Source organism: Variovorax sp. 01T432 (assembly GCF_056398605.1).
Window position 1 is genome coordinate 23,626 of sequence record NZ_JBFTPS010000045.1, and the last position, 18,680, is coordinate 42,305.

At 66.4% G+C, this 18,680-nt stretch carries 22 protein-coding genes and 1 pseudogene; 15 read left to right on the forward strand and 8 right to left on the reverse strand.

The window, feature by feature from the left end; all coding sequences use genetic code 11:
• Positions 1 to 91 precede the first annotated feature (91 nt).
• Positions 92 to 553, forward strand: a pseudogene (locus tag AC1DNF_RS26675) (GNAT family N-acetyltransferase); the annotation flags it as partial.
• A gap of 42 nt (positions 554 to 595) precedes the next feature.
• Positions 596 to 1,009 (forward strand): cupin domain-containing protein, encoded by a 414-nt coding sequence (locus AC1DNF_RS26680; protein ID WP_478151701.1) that lies wholly within the window; start codon positions 596 to 598, stop codon positions 1,007 to 1,009.
• Here AC1DNF_RS26680 and AC1DNF_RS26685 read toward each other — a convergent pair.
• Positions 989 to 2,272, reverse strand: coding sequence for a citrate/2-methylcitrate synthase (locus AC1DNF_RS26685; RefSeq protein ID WP_478151667.1), 1,284 nt, complete (start codon positions 2,270 to 2,272; stop codon positions 989 to 991). The genes AC1DNF_RS26680 and AC1DNF_RS26685 overlap by 21 nt on opposite strands.
• A gap of 87 nt (positions 2,273 to 2,359) precedes the next feature.
• On the opposite strand from AC1DNF_RS26685, the gene AC1DNF_RS26690 reads away from it, so the two are divergent.
• Complete coding sequence (locus AC1DNF_RS26690; RefSeq protein WP_478151668.1) at positions 2,360 to 3,370, forward strand: Bug family tripartite tricarboxylate transporter substrate binding protein; 1,011 nt, start codon at positions 2,360 to 2,362, stop codon at positions 3,368 to 3,370.
• Positions 3,371 to 3,403: 33 nt separating this feature from the next.
• A complete protein-coding gene (locus tag AC1DNF_RS26695; RefSeq protein WP_478151669.1) occupies positions 3,404 to 4,768 on the forward strand; it encodes a cupin domain-containing protein in 1,365 nt (454 codons plus the stop codon).
• Between the two features lie 77 nt (positions 4,769 to 4,845).
• On the opposite strand, the gene AC1DNF_RS26700 is transcribed toward AC1DNF_RS26695, so the two are convergent.
• Positions 4,846 to 5,181 carry a hypothetical protein gene (locus tag AC1DNF_RS26700; protein ID WP_478151670.1) on the reverse strand — a complete coding sequence of 112 codons (336 nt, stop codon included), beginning with the start codon at positions 5,179 to 5,181 and terminating at the stop codon, positions 4,846 to 4,848.
• A 144-nt stretch (positions 5,182 to 5,325) separates the two neighbouring features.
• Entirely contained in the window at positions 5,326 to 5,925 is a 600-nt protein-coding gene (locus AC1DNF_RS26705) for a hypothetical protein (RefSeq protein WP_478151671.1), read from the reverse strand.
• Positions 5,926 to 6,217: 292 nt separating this feature from the next.
• Between AC1DNF_RS26705 and AC1DNF_RS26710 the strand changes: the two genes are divergently transcribed.
• The 11 genes from AC1DNF_RS26710 to AC1DNF_RS26760 all read left to right on the forward strand — a co-directional run bounded on the left by AC1DNF_RS26710 (position 6,218) and on the right by AC1DNF_RS26760 (position 14,366).
• Positions 6,218 to 6,598, forward strand: coding sequence for a hypothetical protein (locus AC1DNF_RS26710; protein WP_478151672.1), 381 nt, complete (start codon positions 6,218 to 6,220; stop codon positions 6,596 to 6,598).
• A complete protein-coding gene (locus AC1DNF_RS26715; protein WP_478151673.1) occupies positions 6,591 to 7,052 on the forward strand; it encodes an N-acetyltransferase family protein in 462 nt (153 codons plus the stop codon). The genes AC1DNF_RS26710 and AC1DNF_RS26715 overlap by 8 nt, the downstream gene beginning before the upstream one ends.
• Positions 7,053 to 7,090: 38 nt before the next feature.
• Positions 7,091 to 7,255: a DUF2267 domain-containing protein gene (locus AC1DNF_RS26720; protein ID WP_478151674.1), complete on the forward strand. Its 165-nt coding sequence runs from the start codon at positions 7,091 to 7,093 to the stop codon at positions 7,253 to 7,255.
• Positions 7,256 to 7,310: 55 nt separating this feature from the next.
• The gene (locus tag AC1DNF_RS26725; protein ID WP_478151675.1) at positions 7,311 to 8,246 is read left to right on the forward strand and encodes a DMT family transporter; all 936 of its coding nucleotides are present in this window, start codon (positions 7,311 to 7,313) and stop codon (positions 8,244 to 8,246) included.
• Between the two features lie 246 nt (positions 8,247 to 8,492).
• A complete protein-coding gene (locus AC1DNF_RS26730) occupies positions 8,493 to 10,718 on the forward strand; it encodes a TonB-dependent receptor (RefSeq protein WP_478151676.1) in 2,226 nt (741 codons plus the stop codon).
• Positions 10,719 to 10,733: 15 nt separating this feature from the next.
• Entirely contained in the window at positions 10,734 to 11,420 is a 687-nt protein-coding gene (locus tag AC1DNF_RS26735) for a Fe2+-dependent dioxygenase (protein WP_478151677.1), read from the forward strand.
• A gap of 37 nt (positions 11,421 to 11,457) precedes the next feature.
• A complete protein-coding gene (locus AC1DNF_RS26740; protein WP_478151678.1) occupies positions 11,458 to 11,760 on the forward strand; it encodes a PepSY domain-containing protein in 303 nt (100 codons plus the stop codon).
• 2 nt (positions 11,761 to 11,762) lie between these two features.
• The gene (locus AC1DNF_RS26745) at positions 11,763 to 12,302 is read left to right on the forward strand and encodes a cytochrome b/b6 domain-containing protein (RefSeq protein ID WP_478151679.1); all 540 of its coding nucleotides are present in this window, start codon (positions 11,763 to 11,765) and stop codon (positions 12,300 to 12,302) included.
• 101 nt (positions 12,303 to 12,403) lie between these two features.
• Positions 12,404 to 13,369, forward strand: a complete 966-nt coding sequence (locus AC1DNF_RS26750; protein ID WP_478151680.1) for an AraC family transcriptional regulator — start codon at positions 12,404 to 12,406, stop codon at positions 13,367 to 13,369.
• Between the two features lie 11 nt (positions 13,370 to 13,380).
• On the forward strand, positions 13,381 to 13,866 hold the full coding sequence (locus tag AC1DNF_RS26755; RefSeq protein WP_478151681.1) for a cyclophilin-like fold protein: 486 nt from the start codon (positions 13,381 to 13,383) through the stop codon (positions 13,864 to 13,866).
• Entirely contained in the window at positions 13,797 to 14,366 is a 570-nt protein-coding gene (locus AC1DNF_RS26760) for a cytochrome b (protein WP_478151682.1), read from the forward strand. Before AC1DNF_RS26755 ends, AC1DNF_RS26760 begins: the two co-directional genes overlap by 70 nt.
• 55 nt (positions 14,367 to 14,421) lie before the next feature.
• Here AC1DNF_RS26760 and AC1DNF_RS26765 read toward each other — a convergent pair whose 3' ends face one another.
• From AC1DNF_RS26765 to AC1DNF_RS26785, 5 genes are all read right to left on the reverse strand, one after another.
• Positions 14,422 to 14,760, reverse strand: coding sequence for a PXPV repeat protein (locus AC1DNF_RS26765; RefSeq protein WP_478151683.1), 339 nt, complete (start codon positions 14,758 to 14,760; stop codon positions 14,422 to 14,424).
• A gap of 229 nt (positions 14,761 to 14,989) precedes the next feature.
• Positions 14,990 to 16,285: an MFS transporter gene (locus AC1DNF_RS26770; protein ID WP_478151684.1), complete on the reverse strand. Its 1,296-nt coding sequence runs from the start codon at positions 16,283 to 16,285 to the stop codon at positions 14,990 to 14,992.
• A gap of 48 nt (positions 16,286 to 16,333) precedes the next feature.
• Complete coding sequence (locus AC1DNF_RS26775; RefSeq protein WP_478151685.1) at positions 16,334 to 17,302, reverse strand: PDR/VanB family oxidoreductase; 969 nt, start codon at positions 17,300 to 17,302, stop codon at positions 16,334 to 16,336.
• An 82-nt stretch (positions 17,303 to 17,384) separates the two neighbouring features.
• Entirely contained in the window at positions 17,385 to 18,410 is a 1,026-nt protein-coding gene (locus tag AC1DNF_RS26780; RefSeq protein ID WP_478151686.1) for a Rieske 2Fe-2S domain-containing protein, read from the reverse strand.
• Between the two features lie 41 nt (positions 18,411 to 18,451).
• On the reverse strand, positions 18,452 to 18,670 hold the full coding sequence (locus AC1DNF_RS26785; protein WP_478151687.1) for a recombinase-like helix-turn-helix domain-containing protein: 219 nt from the start codon (positions 18,668 to 18,670) through the stop codon (positions 18,452 to 18,454).
• Positions 18,671 to 18,680: the final 10 nt, after the last annotated feature.

Below are 18,680 nucleotides of genomic sequence, written 5' to 3' on the forward strand. Positions count from 1 at the left end.
ATTGGGCAGACAGTCTGACAGGACTTGTCCAGCGTGCTCCCGCGGTTACAGAATCTGTCCGTCACCACCACTGCGCAGCCCATCCCCGACGATGATCGATATCAGACCTGCCGAACTTCCCCGCGACCTCGATGAGGTGCGCAAGCTCTTTCGTGAATACGCCGAAAGCCTGGGCGTCGACCTCGAGTTCCAGGGCTTCGAGGCCGAAGTCGCGGCCCTGCCCGGCAAGTACGAGGCACCTGCCGGCCGGATACTGCTGGCATGGAAAGGCACGCAGGCACTCGGGTGCATCGCGCTTCGCCCGATCGACACCAAGGCCTGCGAGATGAAGCGCCTCTACGTACGCCCTCAGGCACGCGGCGAGCAGCTCGGGCGACGACTCGCGCAGCGGATCTGTCAGGAGGCGCGCGAGGCGGGGTACTTCCGCATCTGCCTCGATACGCTCCCGACAATGGGCGCGGCGCAAAGCCTCTACCAGTCCCTGGGCTTCAGGCCGATCGAGCCCTACGTGTTCAACCCGATTCCGGGCACGAAGTTTCTGGCGCTCGACCTTGTCGACGACGCCACTTCACACCCGCGCGGAGCATGCATCACCATGAACCAGCCGACACCCGCAGTCCAAGGTCTTCGCCCCGATCGCGAAGTCATGACGAAGCAGAAGCTGCCCTACTTCGTCGGTATTTCCGGCCAGACGGTGAACGCGACGGGCCTGTCCATGCACCTGGTCGTCATTCCGCCGGGCGCACGCGCGCAGCCGCATGTTCACGTGGGCTACGAGACCGGTATCTATGTGCTCGAGGGGACAGTCTGCACGCGCTGGGGCGCCGAGCTCGAGCACGAGGTCGTCAGTCAGGCGGGCGACTTTCTTTTCGTGCCTCCCGGCGTGCCCCACGAGGCCATCAACCTGAGTGCAACGCAGCCCGCTCGCGCCGTGGTGGCCAGGAACCATCCCGCGGAGCAGGACCAGGTTGAACCGTATGTGCCAGGGTCACGCCAGCAACGGTCCTGAGGCCTGGGAAGCCTCCATCACATCTGCGTAGCGCGCTCTCGGGCGCATCATGAAGGCCTGTGTCCGCTGCTCCGAGGCATGGGCGATCCAGCCTGCCGCTCTGCCGATCATCCAGATCGCCCCTGCGCAGTCGGGCGTCATCCGCAAGGCGCGCACCACGGCGACGAGGGCCACCGCCAGGCCCGGGTGCGCCCCGGCTTCGACGCGGGCTTTCCGCAGCAGCGTGAGGAAGCGCCGCACGCCGGCGTCCAGGCCACCGAGTTGCTCCACCAGGCCCAGTATGTAGTTCGCCCTGGGGTCGCCATCGGGATACAGCGAGTGGTTGAACCCGAAGGTGCTGGCGCCGCGTGCTCTCACCAGCGCGAGGACTGACGCGGCACTGCGGTTCGATAGCGGAGCAAAGAGCTGCTGGTCGACGAGATCGGCCGCCGCAGCCGCCGACGACCCGGCATGGGCGCAGATGGCGGCAGCCACGCAATTGAAGAGGTCGCTGTGGGTCGACGCCACGACCCGCGACACGAAGGAGGCGGCGGCCAGTTCATGGTCGGCCAGCATGACGAGCGTCTGGTTGACAAGCAGCCGCGCCTCGTCGCTCGCATGGGCGCCCGCCGCGCGAAGCACCAGGCCGGCCATCGACTCGGCCGGCTTGCGCTCCACAAACTTGCGGGGCGAGGCCACCAGGCCCAGACAGCCTGCCAAGGTCTGCACGATGAGTCGCGTCGGCGAGACGGGAGCCGCCCCCGCGAGTTCGTCCTGACCTCGCCCTTCCATCCCGAGGGACAACACGGCCGCGGCGAACAGACGGCCGACATCGGCACTTCCATGCGCCTGGGGCCAGATGCGCAGTTGACGCAGCGTGTCCCTCGGCGTTGCCACCGGTCCCCAGGCGCCGGCAGCCGGCTGCCACAAGCCGGTGGCAAGCAACTGAACCACGGCCTCGAACGACACCTGCGACTGCGCCAGATCCTGCGCCGATCGGTTTCTATAGAACGGTCCTTCCGGCCCGATGCGTGTGATGCTGGTCGACACCACCGGCTCGCCCCAACGCATGGAACCGGCGGCCGCGCCCACGCGGCCCTTTGCGCCGCGCCGCCGGGCGCCGAGCCGCTCGACTTCGTCCCGACGATAGAGGCTGTAGCGTGACTGCGGCGTGCGCACGCTCCTCAGAAGGCCGCGGCTCACATAGGCATAGAGGGTTGCCGCCTTGATGCCCAGGCTCTCGAGGACTTCCTCGCGCGTCAGATAGTCGGTCGTACTGCTCATGCGTTGATTTTAGTGATCAATATTGCGCAATATGTACGTCATTACTAAAGTCCAACCAACGCTTCATTCAGCTCTCCGGAGAAACATATGAGATACCTCGATCGTCCATTGACCGGGCTGCTGCGCCGCTTCACAGGCTGGGTGCTCGCGCTGCTCGTCACCGCCGGGTTGCCGGCATGGGCGGCGACGCCGGACACGGTCTTTCCGTCCAGGCCGGTGACCATCGTGGTGCCCTACACACCAGGTGGAAGCCCCGACGTCCTCGCCAGGGCCATCGCGCAGCAGTTGTCGCAGCGCTGGGCGCAGCCCGTTGTCGTCGAGAACCGCCCGGGCGCCGGCGGGAACATCGCGGCAGCCTATGTGGCCAGAGCCGCGGCCGACGGATACACCCTGCTCATGGGCTCGGACGGTCCACTCGCCATCAATCCCTTCATCTACGGCAGGCTGCCCTTCGACCCGCTGCAGGACTTCGCCCCCGCCGCGCTGCTGGCAAGCGTCGACTTCATGCTGGTGACGCAGCCATCGTCGTCCGCGGCAACCGTCCGCGAGTTCATCGCGCTTGCCCGCAACGAGCGGCCCGCGCTGACCTATGGCTCCAGTGGCGCCGGCAGCCAGCACCATCTCGGGATGGAGATGTTCAAGAGCATGGCGCAGGTCGATCTCGTTCACGTGCCCTACAAGGGCGTCGTTCCGGCACTCTCCGATGTCATGGGCGGCCACGTCGCGGCGATGTTCGTCGCCGTGCCGACCGCCGCGCCCTACGTGCGCTCAGGCAGGCTCAAGGCCATTGCCGTCAGCGGGAAAGAGCGCTCGCCCCTCGTGCCCGGCGTGCCGACGATCGACGAATCCGGCTTGCCCGGCTTCGAACTTCGCGCGTGGTTCGGATTGCTCGCGCCAGCCGCAACGCCGTCGAGGATCGTCTCGCAGATCAACTCGGATGCCAACGCGGTGTCGCAGCGCCCTGAGATGAAAAGCGCCTTGCAGGACCTGGGCTTCCGTACCTTGAGCGAGACGCCGGAAGGTTTCGCCCGATTTCTGAAGGCCGAGCAAGGTCGGTGGAAACAAGTCGTGCGCGACTCGGGCGCGAAGGCCGATTGAGTGCAAAGGCAGGCAGTAAAGGAGCAGACCACCATGAACGACACATCTTTCGCCGGCGACGCGTCGGCTCACCACGCCTCGGGCCGGGCGGACGGCATCACCTGGCACGTCGACGAAGTGCCGTGGACGCCATTGACCGGCCTTTTCATCAAGAAGGCGGGCTACAAGACCGTCGTCGATGCCGCGTTCACCGACAACGCTTACAGCATCGAACTCACCACGGTCGGCCCGGGCGGGTCCTCACCCACCCACGTGGAGCCGCACGCACACGTCTTCTATGTGCTGTCGGGCGTCGGGGAAGTCACGGTGGGCGACGAGATCAGGGAAGTGCGGCCGGGATCTGTCAGCCCCATCGCGGCGGGGGACCCCCACTCCTTCAGGAACACCGGCGGCGAATCGCTGGAGATGCTCGTCATCTACCACCCTCCTCGCAAGCGCGGTGAAGCGACACAGCGCGCCAACGCCCGCATCCACGAGATCACGCGCAAGACCGGCGGGGTGCTCGCGATCGAGCTGCGTCCGCTGGACGGCGCCGGGTTTCCGGGCTACGAAGCCGGGGCGCACATCGACCTTCGCCTGCCGGACGGCATGGTGAGGAGCTACTCGCTCTGCGGCCGCGCGGGCAGCACCGGAAGCTACCTGATCGGCGTGCTGAACGACCGAAACAGCCGAGGCGGCTCGAAATACATCCACGAGCACCTTCGGGTCGGAATGGAGCTTTCGATCTCGCAGCCGCGCAACAACTTCCGGCTCGATCGCCGGGCGGCGCATTCGGTCTTCGTCGCAGGGGGCATCGGCATCACGCCCATCCTCTGCATGCTGCGGCAACTGCGCGAACTCGGGCAATCGGCCGAGTTGCTTTACGCCGCACGCACGCGCGACGACGCCGCCTTCGCCCCCGAACTGGAGGCACTGGGGGTGCCCATCACCTGGCACTTCGACGACGAACGCAATGGTCCGCCAGACCTCCTGGCCTTCATTGGCAGCAAGGCGCCGGATGCCCACTACTACGCTTGCGGCCCCGCGCCCATGCTCGCGGCATTCGAGACGGCATGCGCGAATCTCCGACGAGCGCACGTGCACGTCGAACGCTTCTCGGCAAGCAACACCCGGGCGCCGTCAGAGAGCGACCCGGACTACACCGTGTCGCTTCGAAGGTCCGGCATGACGCTGAAGGTCGCGCGGGGAAGAACGCTACTGCAGACCCTCCTGGACGCGGGAATCCAGAAGGAGCACAGCTGCACCGAGGGAATTTGCGGGGCATGCCGAACGATGGTTCTCGAGGGCGTGCCGGACCATCGCGACTCTGTCCTGAGTCCGTCCGAACGGGCGGCAAACAACGTCATGATGGTGTGTGTCTCGGGCTGCAAGAGCGGGAGACTCGTCATCGACGCCTGATCCCCCCGGGCTGCCGCAGCCCAGTCGATGCGACCGGAAGCTCTTGTTCACCGGCCCGGGCGTCGAATCAGAGCCAATCAGAGCACGCCGTAATTGCTTTCGAGCACCGAGGCGAGAGGGGCTTTCAGGGACTCCCGCCGAAGGCTAGTCACCCAGAGTCGCGCATGGCGTTGCTCGCGGCTCTCGAAGAATTCGGTGAACCGACGGATGAAGGGGCGCTCGATCGCGGCGATCGTCATCCAGTCGGTGGTTCCAAAGGCCTTGGAGCTGCTGCTGCGCTCCACCAGCGCGGGGCGCAAGGTCATGATCCATTCGGCAGGGATGTGCGGGTCGGCATCAATGATTCGTAACGCGATCTTTGCGGCCTGGGGGCCGAGTGTCTGAATCTTGCGGAGGTGAAAGTCCGAGTCCATCGGATGGCTCCTTGACAACTTTTGTAGAGGGAACGCTCATGCGCCAAGGCGGTGAGTCGTCATCAATATACAAGAGTTTGTAAGAAATGTGAACTTTTCCCAACCAGCCTCAGCCTGCCTGGGTTGACTGCGCGACACCCACCGCTACCGGCGCCCGACGAGGCGCCGCAGGACCTTGCTCAACCCGGAATCCTCCGCGTCCCGGGCGCTCGCCTCTTCCTCCCGCCGACAATATGCCGCGCGCTCAGCCCGCAGCACCGATTGGAGGGCCGCGACGCTCAAGCTGCTGTAAGTCCAGATGGCGCTCACTGCAAAGTGGCCGACATATCGGGCGTGGGGCTTCGGAACCGTCGTCACGTGTTCGCAGCCCGCGCTCTGCAGCAGTTCGGCCCGGATCCTTGCCAGCTCTATTCCCTCGCCTCGGAACAGTTCAATGTTGCTGGACAGCGTCACCCGCACCGCCTGCACGGTCGTGAACGTTCCAAAAATGAATTCGAGCACCTCGGCCAGGACCAACCTGCCCACTTGGGCGCGGTGATGCAGCGGCATATTGGCGTAGCGAAAGTTCTCGAGCTCGACTTCATGGCCGCCGAGACTGGCGCGGACCGACTCGACATCTCCGAAATAGGTCTCGCCGTCATACAGGTGCATCGCGTCGCCGAGCCTGTAGCGGCGCCCCTCGGGCCCGGTAACCCGCAGAACAGGCGAATCTGCCTGTCCACCTGGATCGGAGTTGCTGACCATCGAAGCCAACGCCCTCAGGCCAAGAGCCGCTCACACCTCTTCGCGGCGCGTGGTCGAGTGGCAATCTGGCGTGGTGATCCGGTTTTCATGGGGGGCAGCTTTCAGCGATTTTCGCCGGCCCCTTTTTGCCACAACTCCCTCTCAGCAGGTGTCGCCAACACGGTCGGTGTTGCAGCAAGCATGAAAAAGGCCACGAAAGGCGGCCGCCAACTGCCACTCCGGCGCCTCCTGCCTGGCCATTCGCCGGCAGGCTACGATACGGTCCCAATGTTCAGGGGAGAGACAGAGACCCATGTTCGGCTTGTTCAAGTCAAAGCGGCCGGCGCCAGGGCGTGGCTTGTACCTGGTCAACCTCAAGGTTGGCCGAGGCTCGAATGCGGCCATGCCGAAGACGCTTGCGGGCGCCTATGTTTCGGCCTATGTGACGACTGAGAATCACGAGTCCGCGGTGAGGCTCGCAGTGGCGAAGTTGGCGTCGCGGGGCTTCGAATTCCTGGACACCCAAGGGCCCATCACCCGGCTTGATCCGCACCAATGGTCCAGCCACGTCGCGCGATCCTGGCCCGAGTTCATCGACCAACTTCCCAAGCAAAATGAAATGATCGACGGTCTCGAGCGCGACACGGTCTGCTTCGGTCCGTTCGTAGGCTACGAGCGAGGCCCGAATGCCTGAAGAGATCCTCATCCGCCCGGCCGCTGACGGCGACTTCGCCGCCTGGATGCCGCTCTGGGCCGGCTACAACGCGTTCTACGGCCGCAGCGGAGCGACTGCCTTGCCGCTCGACATCACGCGCACGACCTGGGCGCGCTTCCTCGACATCGACGAACCGGTGCATGCGCTGGTCGCCGAAGGCTCTTCGGGTCTCCTCGGGCTCGCGCACTTTCTCTTTCATCGCAGCACCATTCAGATCGGCCCGAGCTGCTATCTGCAGGACCTCTACACCGCCGAAGCAGCCAGGGGCAAGGGAGTCGGACGAGCGCTCATTCAGGAGGTCTATCGGCGGGCGAGCGCGGCCGGCGCGGCGCGCGTCTACTGGCAGACCCACGAGTCCAACAACACGGCGATGACGCTTTACGACAAGCTGGCCGAAAAATCCGGCTTCGTGGTCTATCGAAAGATGCTCTGAGCGGCTCACGCCGATGGCGACGAGTCGATCGCGCAGCGATGACCCGCGAAGTCCAGGCCTTGCGAGCCGCTCACAACTTTGCGCCCGACACGGCCATCCAGGACGTCGCCACGGCCTTGCGGCGAAACATCGATGAAGCGGCGCTCGACAAGGTGCTGTCGACATTTCCAACGGCCGCCGGCCAATACTGGCAATCCCACTGACCACGGCCATGCCTCGATGGCGTGGAACCGAATCGTCGCCGTCATACTCGGGCGCATGAACCGCAACCTCCTGCTTGGCTTGCTTGCTGCGTCTGCCGCCATCGTCATCGGCAGCGGCTGGCAGCTTGTGTCGCGCTATGGGGTGACCACCACGCTGGGGCCTCTCGATCTGGCGCTCATGCGCTATGGAATTCCCACCCTGTTGCTGGGCCCCCTTCATTTCAGGAGAGGGTTCCTCCCGCTGACCGCGTCGCGCCCCGCTCTCGTCGTGATGGTCCTCGGCGGTGGATTGCCGTTCGGTCTTCTCGTGCTGGCAGGCGCCCGATGGGCACCTGCGGCGCACATCGGCGTGGTGCTGGCCGGCGGGGTGCCGCTCTTCACCGTCGTTGCGGCCTGGGCGCTGCGCGGCGAAAGGATCGGCCTCTGGCGCGCCTTCGGCCTTGCGTGCATCACCTGCGGCATGCTCGTCTTCGCCCAAGGCAGTCTGGCCGATGCATCGTCGAGTTGGCGCGGTGACATTCTCTTCGTCCTCGCGGCGGTGCTCTGGGCCGCCTACTCGCTTTCCTTCAAGCGCTGCGACATGACGCCATGGCAAGGCGCGGCATTCGTCAACGGGTGCTCGACCGTTCTCCTGATCCCGCTGCTGATCGGCTACGGCCTGCCGAAGCTCGCCAGCGCACCTTGGCACGACATCGCGATACAAGCCCTGGCACAGGGCCTCATCGCGGGCGTGCTGGGCGTGGTGGTCTACACCGCCACGATCGCGAGACTGGGCGCGTCCAGCGCTTCGTTGACATTGGCGCTGGTCCCGGTGGTGACGACGCTGGGCGCGGCGTGGATGCTTCACGAACCCATCACGAGCGACACCCTGATCGCCCTTGCACTCGTCGTCCCCGGCGTTGCCCTGGCGAGCGGACTGGCGAGACGAACAACGAGAACAACCGACGCCAGGCCCGCCGGTCACTCCGACGTGCGATCCGACGAGATATAGGCCGTGTGTTCGTGGGGTTGAAGTGCCGCGTGCGAGGTGAAATCGTATACTCCGTTCGCATTTGCAACCCGGCAAGCCAATCCCGTATCGACGGTAGCCAGCCTTCCACCCGCGCGACCTGCTCGCGTTTCCATGGAGGCCAGATTGGCTCGAAATCCTCGCCCTCGAAGGGCAACTTCCCACCCCGTTTCCCGTCCTCGTTCCACACGCTCGGCTGAAGCCGCGGCATTCCCCCTGGGCGCGCTGATGCTCGCCGCCTCGGTCAGCAGCTGGGCGCAGGACACGCCCGCGGCCGGCACGGGCCACGGCGCAACCCTGAGCACCGTCACGGTGACCGGGGAAGCCGAGGTCCAGGGCAAGGACCAGCTGCAGACCCGGAAGACCCACATCGGCAAGGGCACGCAGGACATCCGCGATATCCCGCAGTCGATCAACGTCATCACCGAGAAGCTGATCGACGACGCCCGGCTCGACACGCTCAAGGAAGCGCTTCACTACTCGGCCGGCATCACCTTCGCCGCGACCGAGAACGGCACCGACCAGGACATCCGCCTGCGCGGCTTCCCGGTCGCCACCGTGGGCGATCTGCTGATCGACGGCATGCGCGATCCGTCGCAGTACGACCGCGACACCTTCAACCTCGACCGCATCGAGGTGCTGCGCGGGTCGGCCTCGATGATCTTCGGCCGCGGCTCCACGGGCGGCGTGATCAACCAGGTGACGAAGAAGCCGCTGCTCGCGGACCAGACCGACCTGGTCGGCACCGTCGGATCGCAAGGCTTCTACCGCACGACGGTCGACATGAACAAGCGCGTGGGCGAAGACGCCGCCCTGCGCATCAACGGCATGTGGAACAAGGCCGACAACGGCGGCGCGAAGATCGACAAGTACGGCATCGCGCCCTCGTACAGCTGGGGCCTCGGCTCGCGCGACGAGTTCACGGTCGGCGCGTACTACCTCGACGTCGACAACGTCCCGCCGGCGGGCCAGCGCTATCTCGCCAACGGTCGATTCGCCAACGGCATCGCGCAAAGCTCGATCGCCGACATAAAGCCCGGCAACTTCTACGGCGCCGCCAGCGACTACGTGCGCGGCAAGGCGAGCTACGGCACGGGGTCGTGGCTGCACACCTTCGACGACGGCGGCCAGCTGCGCTCGCAACTGCGCAGCGGCACCTTCGAGCGTTCGCAATGGAGCTCGACGGCGAGCTTCTGCAACCTGGCGCCGACCGCCGCGGGCGCCTGCCCGGCCGGCGGCGCGGTCACCGGCGCCAACCTGGGCCCGAACATCTACGTGCTGCGCAACGGCCTCGCGCCGCGCAAGGATGAGTACAACGGCACCTACTTCCAGAGCGACTACAGCAACACCTTCACGCTCGCGGGCATGAAGCACGAGATCATCACGGGCGTCGACGCCTCGCGCGAATCGGCGGATCGCTTCGGCGCCTACGGCCCGGTGGGCACCAACTACTACAAGGGCGCGACGCGCGTCGGCCAGCCCGACGATGGCTACAACGCGCCGCTGTCGCCGCTCTACCGCAAGACCAGCGACTATGCGGCCAACAGCTTCGGCGCCTACATCCAGGACCTGTTCCAGGTGGCGCCTCACTGGAAGCTGCTGGGCGGCCTGCGCTGGGACCGCTTCAGCGGCGACTTCAGCCAGATCGCCTATGCGAACTCGAATGCGACCGTGCCCAGCGCCGTCACGCGCACGAGCCTGTCGGATTCGGTCTTCAGCTACCGCACCGGCCTGCTCTTCCAGCCTTCGCAGACGCAGTCCTACCACCTGTCGTACAGCACCTCCTTCAACACTTCCGCCGACACCTACCAGTACGTGACGCCGCAGAACGCCGGCACCCCGCCCGAGAAGAGCCGCAACATCGAGATCGGCGCCAAGCTCGACTGGCTGGACGGCAGGCTGTCGACCCGCGCGGCCTTGTTCCGCACCGAGAAGTACAACGAGCGCACCACGGATTCCGACTTCGCCGGCACCAGCTATCTGCTCTCGGGCAAGCGCCATTCGCAGGGTCTCGAACTCGAAGTGGTGGGCCGCCTCACGCCGCAGTGGGAGCTCTATGCCTCGTACGCCTACATCCCGGTGGCGAAGATCGACGCCGCCGGCAGCACGCAGCAGGCGATCCTCGGCCAGCGCGTCGGCCTCACGCCGAAGAACAGCGGCGCGGTCTGGCTGAGCTACCAGGCGACGTCGAAGCTGCGCCTGGCGGGCGGCCTGCGCGGCGCGTCGGAGAACCGGCCGCTGCAGGGCGCGACCGGCGCGGCTTCCACCACGGCCTACGTACCGGGCTATGTGGCCGGCGATGTCATGCTCGAATACAAGTTCACCCCGGATGTCTTCGCCCAGCTCAACGTGCTCAACGTGGCCAACAAGCTCTACGGCGACCAGCTCTATCCGGGCTTCGTGATCCCCGGCACCCAGCGCACGGTGCAAGCCACCGTCGGGGTGCGCTTCTGAGAGAAAGACCAACCCATGCTGCTGCACGTGCGTGAAGTGCTCTCGCGCGAAGAAGTCAGGCGCGCCAACGAGATTCTCTCGGGCGCCCCCTGGGAGGACGGACGCCTGACGGCCGGCGAGCAGTCCGCGCGCGCGAAGAACAACCAGCAGCTGCGCGAGGACTGCGAGCAGACCCGCGCTGTCCAGCAACTGCTGCTGGCCGGACTGGAGCGGCACCAGGTCTTCTTCTCGGCGGCGTTGCCCAAGCAGATCTCGCCGCCGCTCTTCAATCGCTATGGCGGCGCCTCGAACGCCTTCGGCAACCACGTCGACAGCGCCGTGCGCTTCCTGCGCAACGGCGCGGGGCGCGTGCGCACCGATGTCTCGTGCACGCTCTTCCTGAGCGAGCCGCAGGACTACGACGGGGGCGAACTGGTGATCGAGGACACGTTCGGCGAACAGCGCGTGAAGCTCGCGGCCGGCGACATGGTGCTCTACCCGGGCACCAGCGTGCATCGGGTGCTGCCGGTGACCCGCGGCTTCCGCGTCGCAAGCTACTTCTGGATCCAGAGCATGGTCCGCAGCGACGAGCAGCGCAGGCTGCTGTTCGACATGGACAACCACCTGCGCCATCTGCGCAGCACCTGTGGCGAGACCGATTCCGGCGTGATCGGCCTCACCAGCACCTATCACAACCTGCTGCGCATGTGGCTCGACGTCTGAGCACCATCGCGGCACTCCACGCATCGAGGAATCTCCCATGTCTGCATCTTCCCTCGCCCGCCCGGTGGCGGCTGTGTTACTGGTTGGATGGGCGGCGGCCGCCGGCGCGCAGATCGTCGCGCACGACGCGGTCCGCTGCGAGCCCGTGCCCAAGGTCGAAATGAAGCCCCAGATGGAGCTCCAGCGCAAGCTGACCGAGGAGGGCTGGAAAGTCCGCCAGATCAAGAACTTCAACGGCTGCTACGAGGTCTACGGCTTCGACGCCGCCGGGCGCCGGACGGAGGCCTTCTTCCACCCGAAGACCCTCGCCAAGGTCGGCGAGGTGAAGCAGCCGGACTGAGCATGCGCGAGACGACACCCGGCACGCGCGATCGTGCGCGCGTGTGGGATCCGGCGCAGCGGCTCCTGCACTGGGGCCTCGTGCTCGCCGTGGCCGGGTCGTGGTGGGCCGGCGAGGAGCGGCTTTCGCTGCACATCGCCAGCGGCTACGCCGCCCTGTCGATCGCTTCGGCGCGCGCTGTCTGGGGCGTCCTCGGGAGGCGTCATGCGCGCTTCGCGAGTTTCGTGCGCGGGCCGCGCGCGGTCCTGGGCTATGCGCGCCGGCTCGTCGAAGGCAGCGAAGCCCGCTACCTCGGCCACAACCCGCTGGGCGGCTGGATGGTGCTGGCGCTTCTGGCCTGTCTGGCGATCGTGTGCATCTCCGGCATCCTCTACACCACCGATCGCTTCTGGGGCCTGGGCTGGCTCGAGCAGACCCACCGCCTCTCGGCCTGGACGCTGGTGGCGCTGGCCGCCCTGCATCTGTCGGGCGTGGCATTCATGAGCTGGCGCCACCGCGAGAACCTGATCGGCGCGATGTGGAGCGGCAGGAAACGCAGATAGCCCTCGCGCCGCTTGCAGGATTCTTGAAGATGTTTGCACGATCGTCCGGCTGATGCTCCGGAGCCGAGACAAGCGGCGACCAGATGCCTAAGCTTCGGGCCATGCTGACATCCACCCACACCGCGCAGCGCGGCGCCCGCCCTGTCGATCAACTCCAGGCCACCGTGATGCGGGCCGAACTCGCCGCGGCCATCGACCGCCTGACGGTCACCGACGGCGCCCACGAGACGGCGCTCCCGCGCCTCGCCCTGGCCCGGGTTTCGCAGATGCAGCATCCCGTCCACGCGATACACGAACCGGCCTTCTGCGTGCTGGCGCAAGGCAGCAAGCGGGTCCTGCTCGGTGAAGAGGTCTACATCTACGACAGCAGCCAGTACCTGGTGGTGGCGCAGAACCTGCCCGTCTCCGGCCAGGTGGTCGACGCGTCGCCGGAAGCACCGTACCTGGGCCTGCGGCTGAGCTTCGACGTCAGGGACATCGCGGCACTCGCTCTGGACCTCAAGCTCGGCGAAGCCCTCCCGAGGCGCGCATCGCAGCGCGGCATCTTCACGGGCGAACTATCCACCGCGCTGCTCGACCCCCTGCTGCGACTGACGCGGCTGCTGGACTCGCCCGAAGACGTGCCGGCCCTGGCGCCGCTCGTTACCCGGGAAATCCTGTATCGCCTGCTGAAGTCGCCCGATGGCTGGCGGCTGGCCCAAATGGCCGTGGTCGACAGCCACAGCCAGCGGGTCGCCCAGGCCATCAGCGTGCTCTCGCAGCGCTTCCAGGAGCCGCTTCGAGTCGAAGAACTGGCGGACGCGGTCCACATGAGCGTGTCTTCGCTGCACCAGCACTTCAAGGCGGTCACCGCGATGAGCCCGCTGCAGTTCCAGAAGCAGCTGCGCCTGCAGGAGTCGCGGCGCATCATGATCAGCGAACACGTGGATGCCGCCACGGCGGGACACCGCGTGGGCTACGAGAGCCAGTCGCAGTTCAACCGCGAATACAGCCGATTCTTCGGTTCGCCCCCCGCGCGCGACGTCAAGCGCCTGCGCGAGCTCCAGCTGGGCCGAATGAGCACATGAACAGACGAGCGATGTCCACCATGAAGATCCAACTGAAACTAAACGGCAGGGTCATTCCGGCCACCCTGGCCGACAACGACACGGCGCGGGAATTCGTCGCCATGCTCCCGCTGACGATCACGATGCACGATCTGTTCAAGAGGGAGAAATTCGGCCCTCTGCCCTGCGCCATTTCGGGCCGGGGGACGCGGACCCAGGCCTATGAGGTCGGCGACATCGTCTGCTGGGCACCCGGGCCCGACCTGGCGATCTTCTACCGCCATGACGGCCAGACGATCAGCGGCGGCATCCACCTGCTGGGGAGGATCGATTCGGGGATGGAGGCGTTCTGCGCGCCGGGCCCCGTCCAGGTGACGATCGAATTGCCCGACTGTCGCTCATCGGCGGCTAACATCGGAGCGCTCGCATCCAACTCACTGGCAATCCCATGCATCAGCAGTTCGCTCCCCGCTATGACCCGCTCAGCCGGGCGCTCCATTGGCTCACGGCCATCGTAGTGACCATCGCCTTCATCCTCGGGCCGGGTGGTTTCGGCCGCCTGATGCGCCAAGGGGTCGACCCCGCCACCCGAAGCGACATCGTCTGGCACGAATCCCTGGGCATCTTCATCCTCGTGCTGACCGTGCTGCGCCTGCTCTGGCTCGCAGTGCGCCCGGCCGCGCCGCGCATCCCGATGGCCGGATGGATGGAACTGACGGCCAGGCTGACGCACGTGGTGCTGTGGGTGCTGCTTCTTGCATTGCCGGCCACCGCCCTCCTCGCCCTGGGCAGCGAGAGCCATCCCCTGACGCTGCTGGGCGGCGTGCGCATCGATCGGATGCCTTTCATTGCGGAATCCGGCATCGCGAAACTGGCGGACTGGGGCGACGTGCACCAATTCCTGGGCGACGCCATCATGTGGCTGGCCGGCCTGCACGCCGTTGCGGCCATCTTCCATCACGTGGTACTCAAGGACGGCGTGCTTCTGACGATGCTGCCAGGGGGGAAGTCTCGCTGAAGACCACCCCATTGACCGTACGCGATCTCCTCGCCCCTTGCCGGTCGATGCTTGCCTAGCACTCGCCCTTGCGCGCGTGCCCGGGCGGGCAGTGCTCGCGACCATGGCGGTAGTCCCTGTCATAGCCTCGGTCGTAGTCGCGGTCACGCCGTTCATAGTGGCGATGGCGTTCTTCCCACTCACGGCGCGCCCAGTAGCGACGACCATCGTAGTAACGGTCCCCGTGCCAGCCGATGACCACGGGGCCCGGCGCCACATAGACTGGCGCCGGCGCCACATACACCGGCGCAGGTACGCCGATATTGATACCGACGCCGACATCGATGGCGTGCGCGGCGCCGGAGAGACCCATTCCCAGGCCGAGGACCGCTGTTGCAAGGGTGGATATTTTCATGTGATCGGAAAGGTTGCGGTTGGGTAACAAAAGACCTACTGAATTGCCGCAACGCATATTGCGCAACCGACGCTGCATGCAGCTTGGGCAAGTTCCAGTGCGAGCGCCCGATTTCATCACGATTCCGTCCCCTGGTTGCGAGGGTCTCCCGCAACATCCGAAACGCGCTCATCCCACCCCACCCCGCCGCAGCGCGCTGTCGCGATCGGCGGCACGCCCGATCGACCTGTCAGGCCGGCGTCGCGCTCATGCCTGACATGACCAGCTTGCGCTCACGCAGCCAAAGCACGAAGCCGCACACGAAGACAACCGCTTGCGTGCCGATCAGCAGCGAGAAGCCGGCGAAGAAGCCCGCCGCCGCGCCGCCCGATGCGCCGGGCCCGGCCGACACCGCGCTGATCACGCTGCCCATCAGTGCCGGCATGAACCCCGCGACCAGGCTGCCCGTGCCGTTGACGACGCCGAAGGCGCTGGCGACGTGCTCGGGGCGCGAGCAATACTGGACCGTGCTGGGGATGGCCGGGCTCTGCAGGCCCCAGAAGAAGTTGGCCGCGATCAGCGCGTAGGCCGCCCAGTAGCGGTCCTGGGCATTGATCGCCAGCAGCACCGACAGCGCCACGCCCGCGCTCGCCGCCATGAAGATGAAGGGGACCCGCTGGCGATCGATCTTGTCGATGATCACGCCTCCCAGCAGCACGGCCAGCACCGTGGCGTACTGGGGCAAGGATGCGAGCCAGCCCATCTCCCTGAGCGAGAAGCCGCGCGCCTCCTTCAGGTAGGCCGGCAGCCAGTTGCTGCCGCCCCAGAGATAGGCCAGGGCCGCCGAGGTCAGCACCGTCACCAGGATCAGGTGGCGCGTGTGCAGCGCGCCCCTGGCGACGCCGGCCACGCGTGCCATGGCCTCGCCGAAGGAGCGCGGCCTGGCCGGGTTGGCAAGGCTGGCCGGCATGCGCACGAATGCGATCACCAGCGGAATGCCCAGGGCGATGTTCAGCAGGCCCAGCACATAGAAGGACATGTCCCAATGGAAGGTGGCGAGCAGGTAGCCGATCAGCGGATAGCCGAGCGCCAGGCCCAGGCCGGTGCCCATGTTCACGAAGGAATTGGGCTTGCCGTTCTCGTGGCTTTCGTAGTGCGCCTTGATGTAGGACGAGGCCAGCGAGAACAAGGGCCCCTCGGACACCCCGAGCAGGATGCGCGACGCGAGCAGCATGCCGTAGCCCGTGAACCAGGGCGTGATGAAGGTAACGACACCCCACACGATCAAGCCGAAGATCAGGCTCTTGCGCACGCCGAACAGCGCCGCGCAGAAGGGCGTGAGAACGAACGCGGAGACGCCATAGCCCACCATGAAGGCGGTGGCCAGCAGCCCCTGGCTGAACCGGTCCGCCTGTGCGATCCCCGCATGCTGGAGAAACGCGGGATCGGTGATCAGAACCGCGATGTTGATCCGGTCGACATAGGAAATGGCCACGATCACGAACAACGTGATGACGCCATACCAACGAAATACTCTGGCTTGCATTGCTTCACTCCTGTGAATGGGTTGCACGGTGCGGCAGATCCATCGGCCTCAGATGTCGAGTACGAGCGGGCCGCGCCTGCACCCCGAGACACAAATCATCATGGTCTTGTTCGACGCCCGCTCCAGCTTGGTGAGGATGCCGTCGTGGTGGTCGATCTCGCCGGCGAGCACCTTGGTCTCGCAGGCCCCGCAGACGCCTTCCTTGCAGCTGTGGTCGGGGTTGAGGCCGGCGTCGATCAGGCTGTCGAGGATCGACTTGCCGGGCGGCACCTCGACGGTCTTGCCGCTCTTCGCGCACTCCACCACGTAGCTCTGCACGGCGCTCGGCGCCTCGACGTGCACGGCCGCGAAGCGTTCGATGTGGGCATGCGCGTAGCCGAGCTTCTCGCAGGTCTTCTCGAAGCCGTCGAGCATCGGCGTCGGCCCGCAGCAGTAGTAGTGGCTGTCGGCGCCCTTGCCCGCCAGCAGCGCGGCGAGATCGGGCGGCCCGCCCTTCTCTTCGTCGAAGTGCCAGGTGAGGCGGACCGACTTCTCCGAGGCCAGCGCCGCGATCGCCTCTCGGAAGGCCGCCTCCTTGCGGGCACGCGCGCAGTAGATCAGCTCGACCGGCTTGCCGATGGCGACCAGGCGCTGCAGCATGCACCAGATCGGCGTCACGCCGATGCCGCCGGCCACCAGCACCGAGCGCTCGGCGCCCTCTTCCAGCCTGAAGTTGTTGCGCGGCACCGAGATCGCCAGCGTCATGCCCACGCGCAGCTGCTGGTGCACGTAGCGCGAGCCGCCACGGCTCTTGCGGTCGTTGAGCACGCCGACCACGTAGCGCTGGCGGTCGGTCGAGGGGTTGCACAGCGAGTAGCTGCGCACCAGGCCATTGGGCAGGTGCAGGTCGATGTGGGAGCCGGCCTCGAAGGCGGGGAACTCCACCTCGGGCGTGGCCGGGCGGAACTCGACGCTGACGATGCCGTCGGCCTCGTAGCGCATCGTGTGCACCAGGGCGTTCAGCGTGGGAGAAGACATGGCGGGAACCTCGAAGAATCGATTCAGTGGGCCGTGCGCGGGTCGATCCCGATGCGTGGCAGCGGCGTCGTGGCTGGCGTGTTCATGGCGCGGTCGCGCCCTCGAGCTGCTGCTGCGCCAGCCCGCGCAGGTGCCGGCGCAGGCGCACGATGCCCAGGTCGTGCTGGTAGAGCTGCTCGTGCCGGTTGGCATCGGGCTCCATGTTCTCGATCAGCACGCGGTCCTGCTCCAGCACGTGCCAGTGGCGCGCCTCGAGGCGGTTCTTGTAGAGAAAGCGCCAGGTGTCGCGTTCCCAGCCGGCCGGCAGCTTGCGAACCCGCCAGTGGAAGGCGCACGAGAGCGTCGGCGAGATCGGCGTGTAGCTGCCGACGATGATGAAGTTGCCGCCGGGGCCGCCGGTCTTCGGATAGGGGATCTCCAGGCGCATCCAGTGCACGCCCGTATCGGCCCATTCCGTCCAGTCGAAGTTGACGTTGCGCTGGCCTTCCTTCTCGAACACGAAACCCTCGTCGGTCGCGCGGATGCCGAACTTGGCGGTGGAATCGCCCTCGGCCATGGAGTGCGACTGCTTGTGCAGGAAGGTGCCGTGCATCGGGTCCATCACGTTGTCCAGCACGTAGCGGTAGTCGCCCTTCCATTCCGCATAGCAGAGGAAGCTGGAGTACTGCGCGTCGTCGGTCAACTGCTCGGGCAGCACCAGCGGCGGCGGCGTCTCCACCGACTCCTTGCCGTTGTAGAGCCACACCGCGCCGGCGCGCTCCTCGACGTGATAGAAGCGCGTGGCCTGCGAGCCCTCCAGCTTGCAGCCCGGGCTGCCCGGCACGCGCGTGACGACGCCGTCGCAACGGACTTCGACGCCGTGGTACGGGCAGGACAGGCGGTCGCCGAGCACCACGCCCTGCGACAGCGGCGCGCCGCGGTGCGGGCAGCGGTCTTCCAGCGCGTGCAGCTTGCCGCCGTGGTCGCGCCAGAACGCGAACTTGCGGCCGAGCCGGCGCAGCGAGACGGGCGACTCCTTGATGAAGTTCGACGGGCAGATCGGATACCAGAGATTCTTCAGGCCGATCTCGAGCAGGTGGTCGACCGGATCATCGTGGGGGGTGTTCATGATGGTTCCTCGTGGGTGGAAGAGAGAATCGTCGCGAAGACTCAGGCGCCGAGGGCGGCCATCTCTTCGCGGTAGATGGCCTCGGTCCAGAGCTGGCCGCTGGGGCTGGCCAGGCCGCTCTGGTTGAGATGCTCGACGAGGCCGGGCAGATCGTGGATGCCGGCCGCGAAGGCGCGCTCGATCGCGTCGCCCAGCAGGTCTTCGTAGGTGGTGGGGGTGCGCTGGCGCGCCTGGTGGGCTTCGAGGTAACGGTCGGTCATGGTTCGCTCC

Coding starts and splice junctions, on each gene's coding strand:
- AC1DNF_RS26680 (WP_478151701.1), top strand. CDS start 596: ATGAACCAGCCGACACCCGCAGTCCAAGGTCTTCGCCCCGATCGCGAA.
- AC1DNF_RS26685 (WP_478151667.1), bottom strand. CDS start 2,272: ATGAGCAGTACGACCGACTATCTGACGCGCGAGGAAGTCCTCGAGAGC.
- AC1DNF_RS26690 (WP_478151668.1), top strand. CDS start 2,360: ATGAGATACCTCGATCGTCCATTGACCGGGCTGCTGCGCCGCTTCACA.
- AC1DNF_RS26695 (WP_478151669.1), top strand. CDS start 3,404: ATGAACGACACATCTTTCGCCGGCGACGCGTCGGCTCACCACGCCTCG.
- AC1DNF_RS26700 (WP_478151670.1), bottom strand. CDS start 5,181: ATGGACTCGGACTTTCACCTCCGCAAGATTCAGACACTCGGCCCCCAG.
- AC1DNF_RS26705 (WP_478151671.1), bottom strand. CDS start 5,925: ATGGTCAGCAACTCCGATCCAGGTGGACAGGCAGATTCGCCTGTTCTG.
- AC1DNF_RS26710 (WP_478151672.1), top strand. CDS start 6,218: ATGTTCGGCTTGTTCAAGTCAAAGCGGCCGGCGCCAGGGCGTGGCTTG.
- AC1DNF_RS26715 (WP_478151673.1), top strand. CDS start 6,591: ATGCCTGAAGAGATCCTCATCCGCCCGGCCGCTGACGGCGACTTCGCC.
- AC1DNF_RS26720 (WP_478151674.1), top strand. CDS start 7,091: ATGACCCGCGAAGTCCAGGCCTTGCGAGCCGCTCACAACTTTGCGCCC.
- AC1DNF_RS26725 (WP_478151675.1), top strand. CDS start 7,311: ATGAACCGCAACCTCCTGCTTGGCTTGCTTGCTGCGTCTGCCGCCATC.
- AC1DNF_RS26730 (WP_478151676.1), top strand. CDS start 8,493: ATGCTCGCCGCCTCGGTCAGCAGCTGGGCGCAGGACACGCCCGCGGCC.
- AC1DNF_RS26735 (WP_478151677.1), top strand. CDS start 10,734: ATGCTGCTGCACGTGCGTGAAGTGCTCTCGCGCGAAGAAGTCAGGCGC.
- AC1DNF_RS26740 (WP_478151678.1), top strand. CDS start 11,458: ATGTCTGCATCTTCCCTCGCCCGCCCGGTGGCGGCTGTGTTACTGGTT.
- AC1DNF_RS26745 (WP_478151679.1), top strand. CDS start 11,763: ATGCGCGAGACGACACCCGGCACGCGCGATCGTGCGCGCGTGTGGGAT.
- AC1DNF_RS26750 (WP_478151680.1), top strand. CDS start 12,404: ATGCTGACATCCACCCACACCGCGCAGCGCGGCGCCCGCCCTGTCGAT.
- AC1DNF_RS26755 (WP_478151681.1), top strand. CDS start 13,381: ATGTCCACCATGAAGATCCAACTGAAACTAAACGGCAGGGTCATTCCG.
- AC1DNF_RS26760 (WP_478151682.1), top strand. CDS start 13,797: ATGCATCAGCAGTTCGCTCCCCGCTATGACCCGCTCAGCCGGGCGCTC.
- AC1DNF_RS26765 (WP_478151683.1), bottom strand. CDS start 14,760: ATGAAAATATCCACCCTTGCAACAGCGGTCCTCGGCCTGGGAATGGGT.
- AC1DNF_RS26770 (WP_478151684.1), bottom strand. CDS start 16,285: ATGCAAGCCAGAGTATTTCGTTGGTATGGCGTCATCACGTTGTTCGTG.
- AC1DNF_RS26775 (WP_478151685.1), bottom strand. CDS start 17,302: ATGTCTTCTCCCACGCTGAACGCCCTGGTGCACACGATGCGCTACGAG.
- AC1DNF_RS26780 (WP_478151686.1), bottom strand. CDS start 18,410: ATGAACACCCCCCACGATGATCCGGTCGACCACCTGCTCGAGATCGGC.
- AC1DNF_RS26785 (WP_478151687.1), bottom strand. CDS start 18,670: ATGACCGACCGTTACCTCGAAGCCCACCAGGCGCGCCAGCGCACCCCC.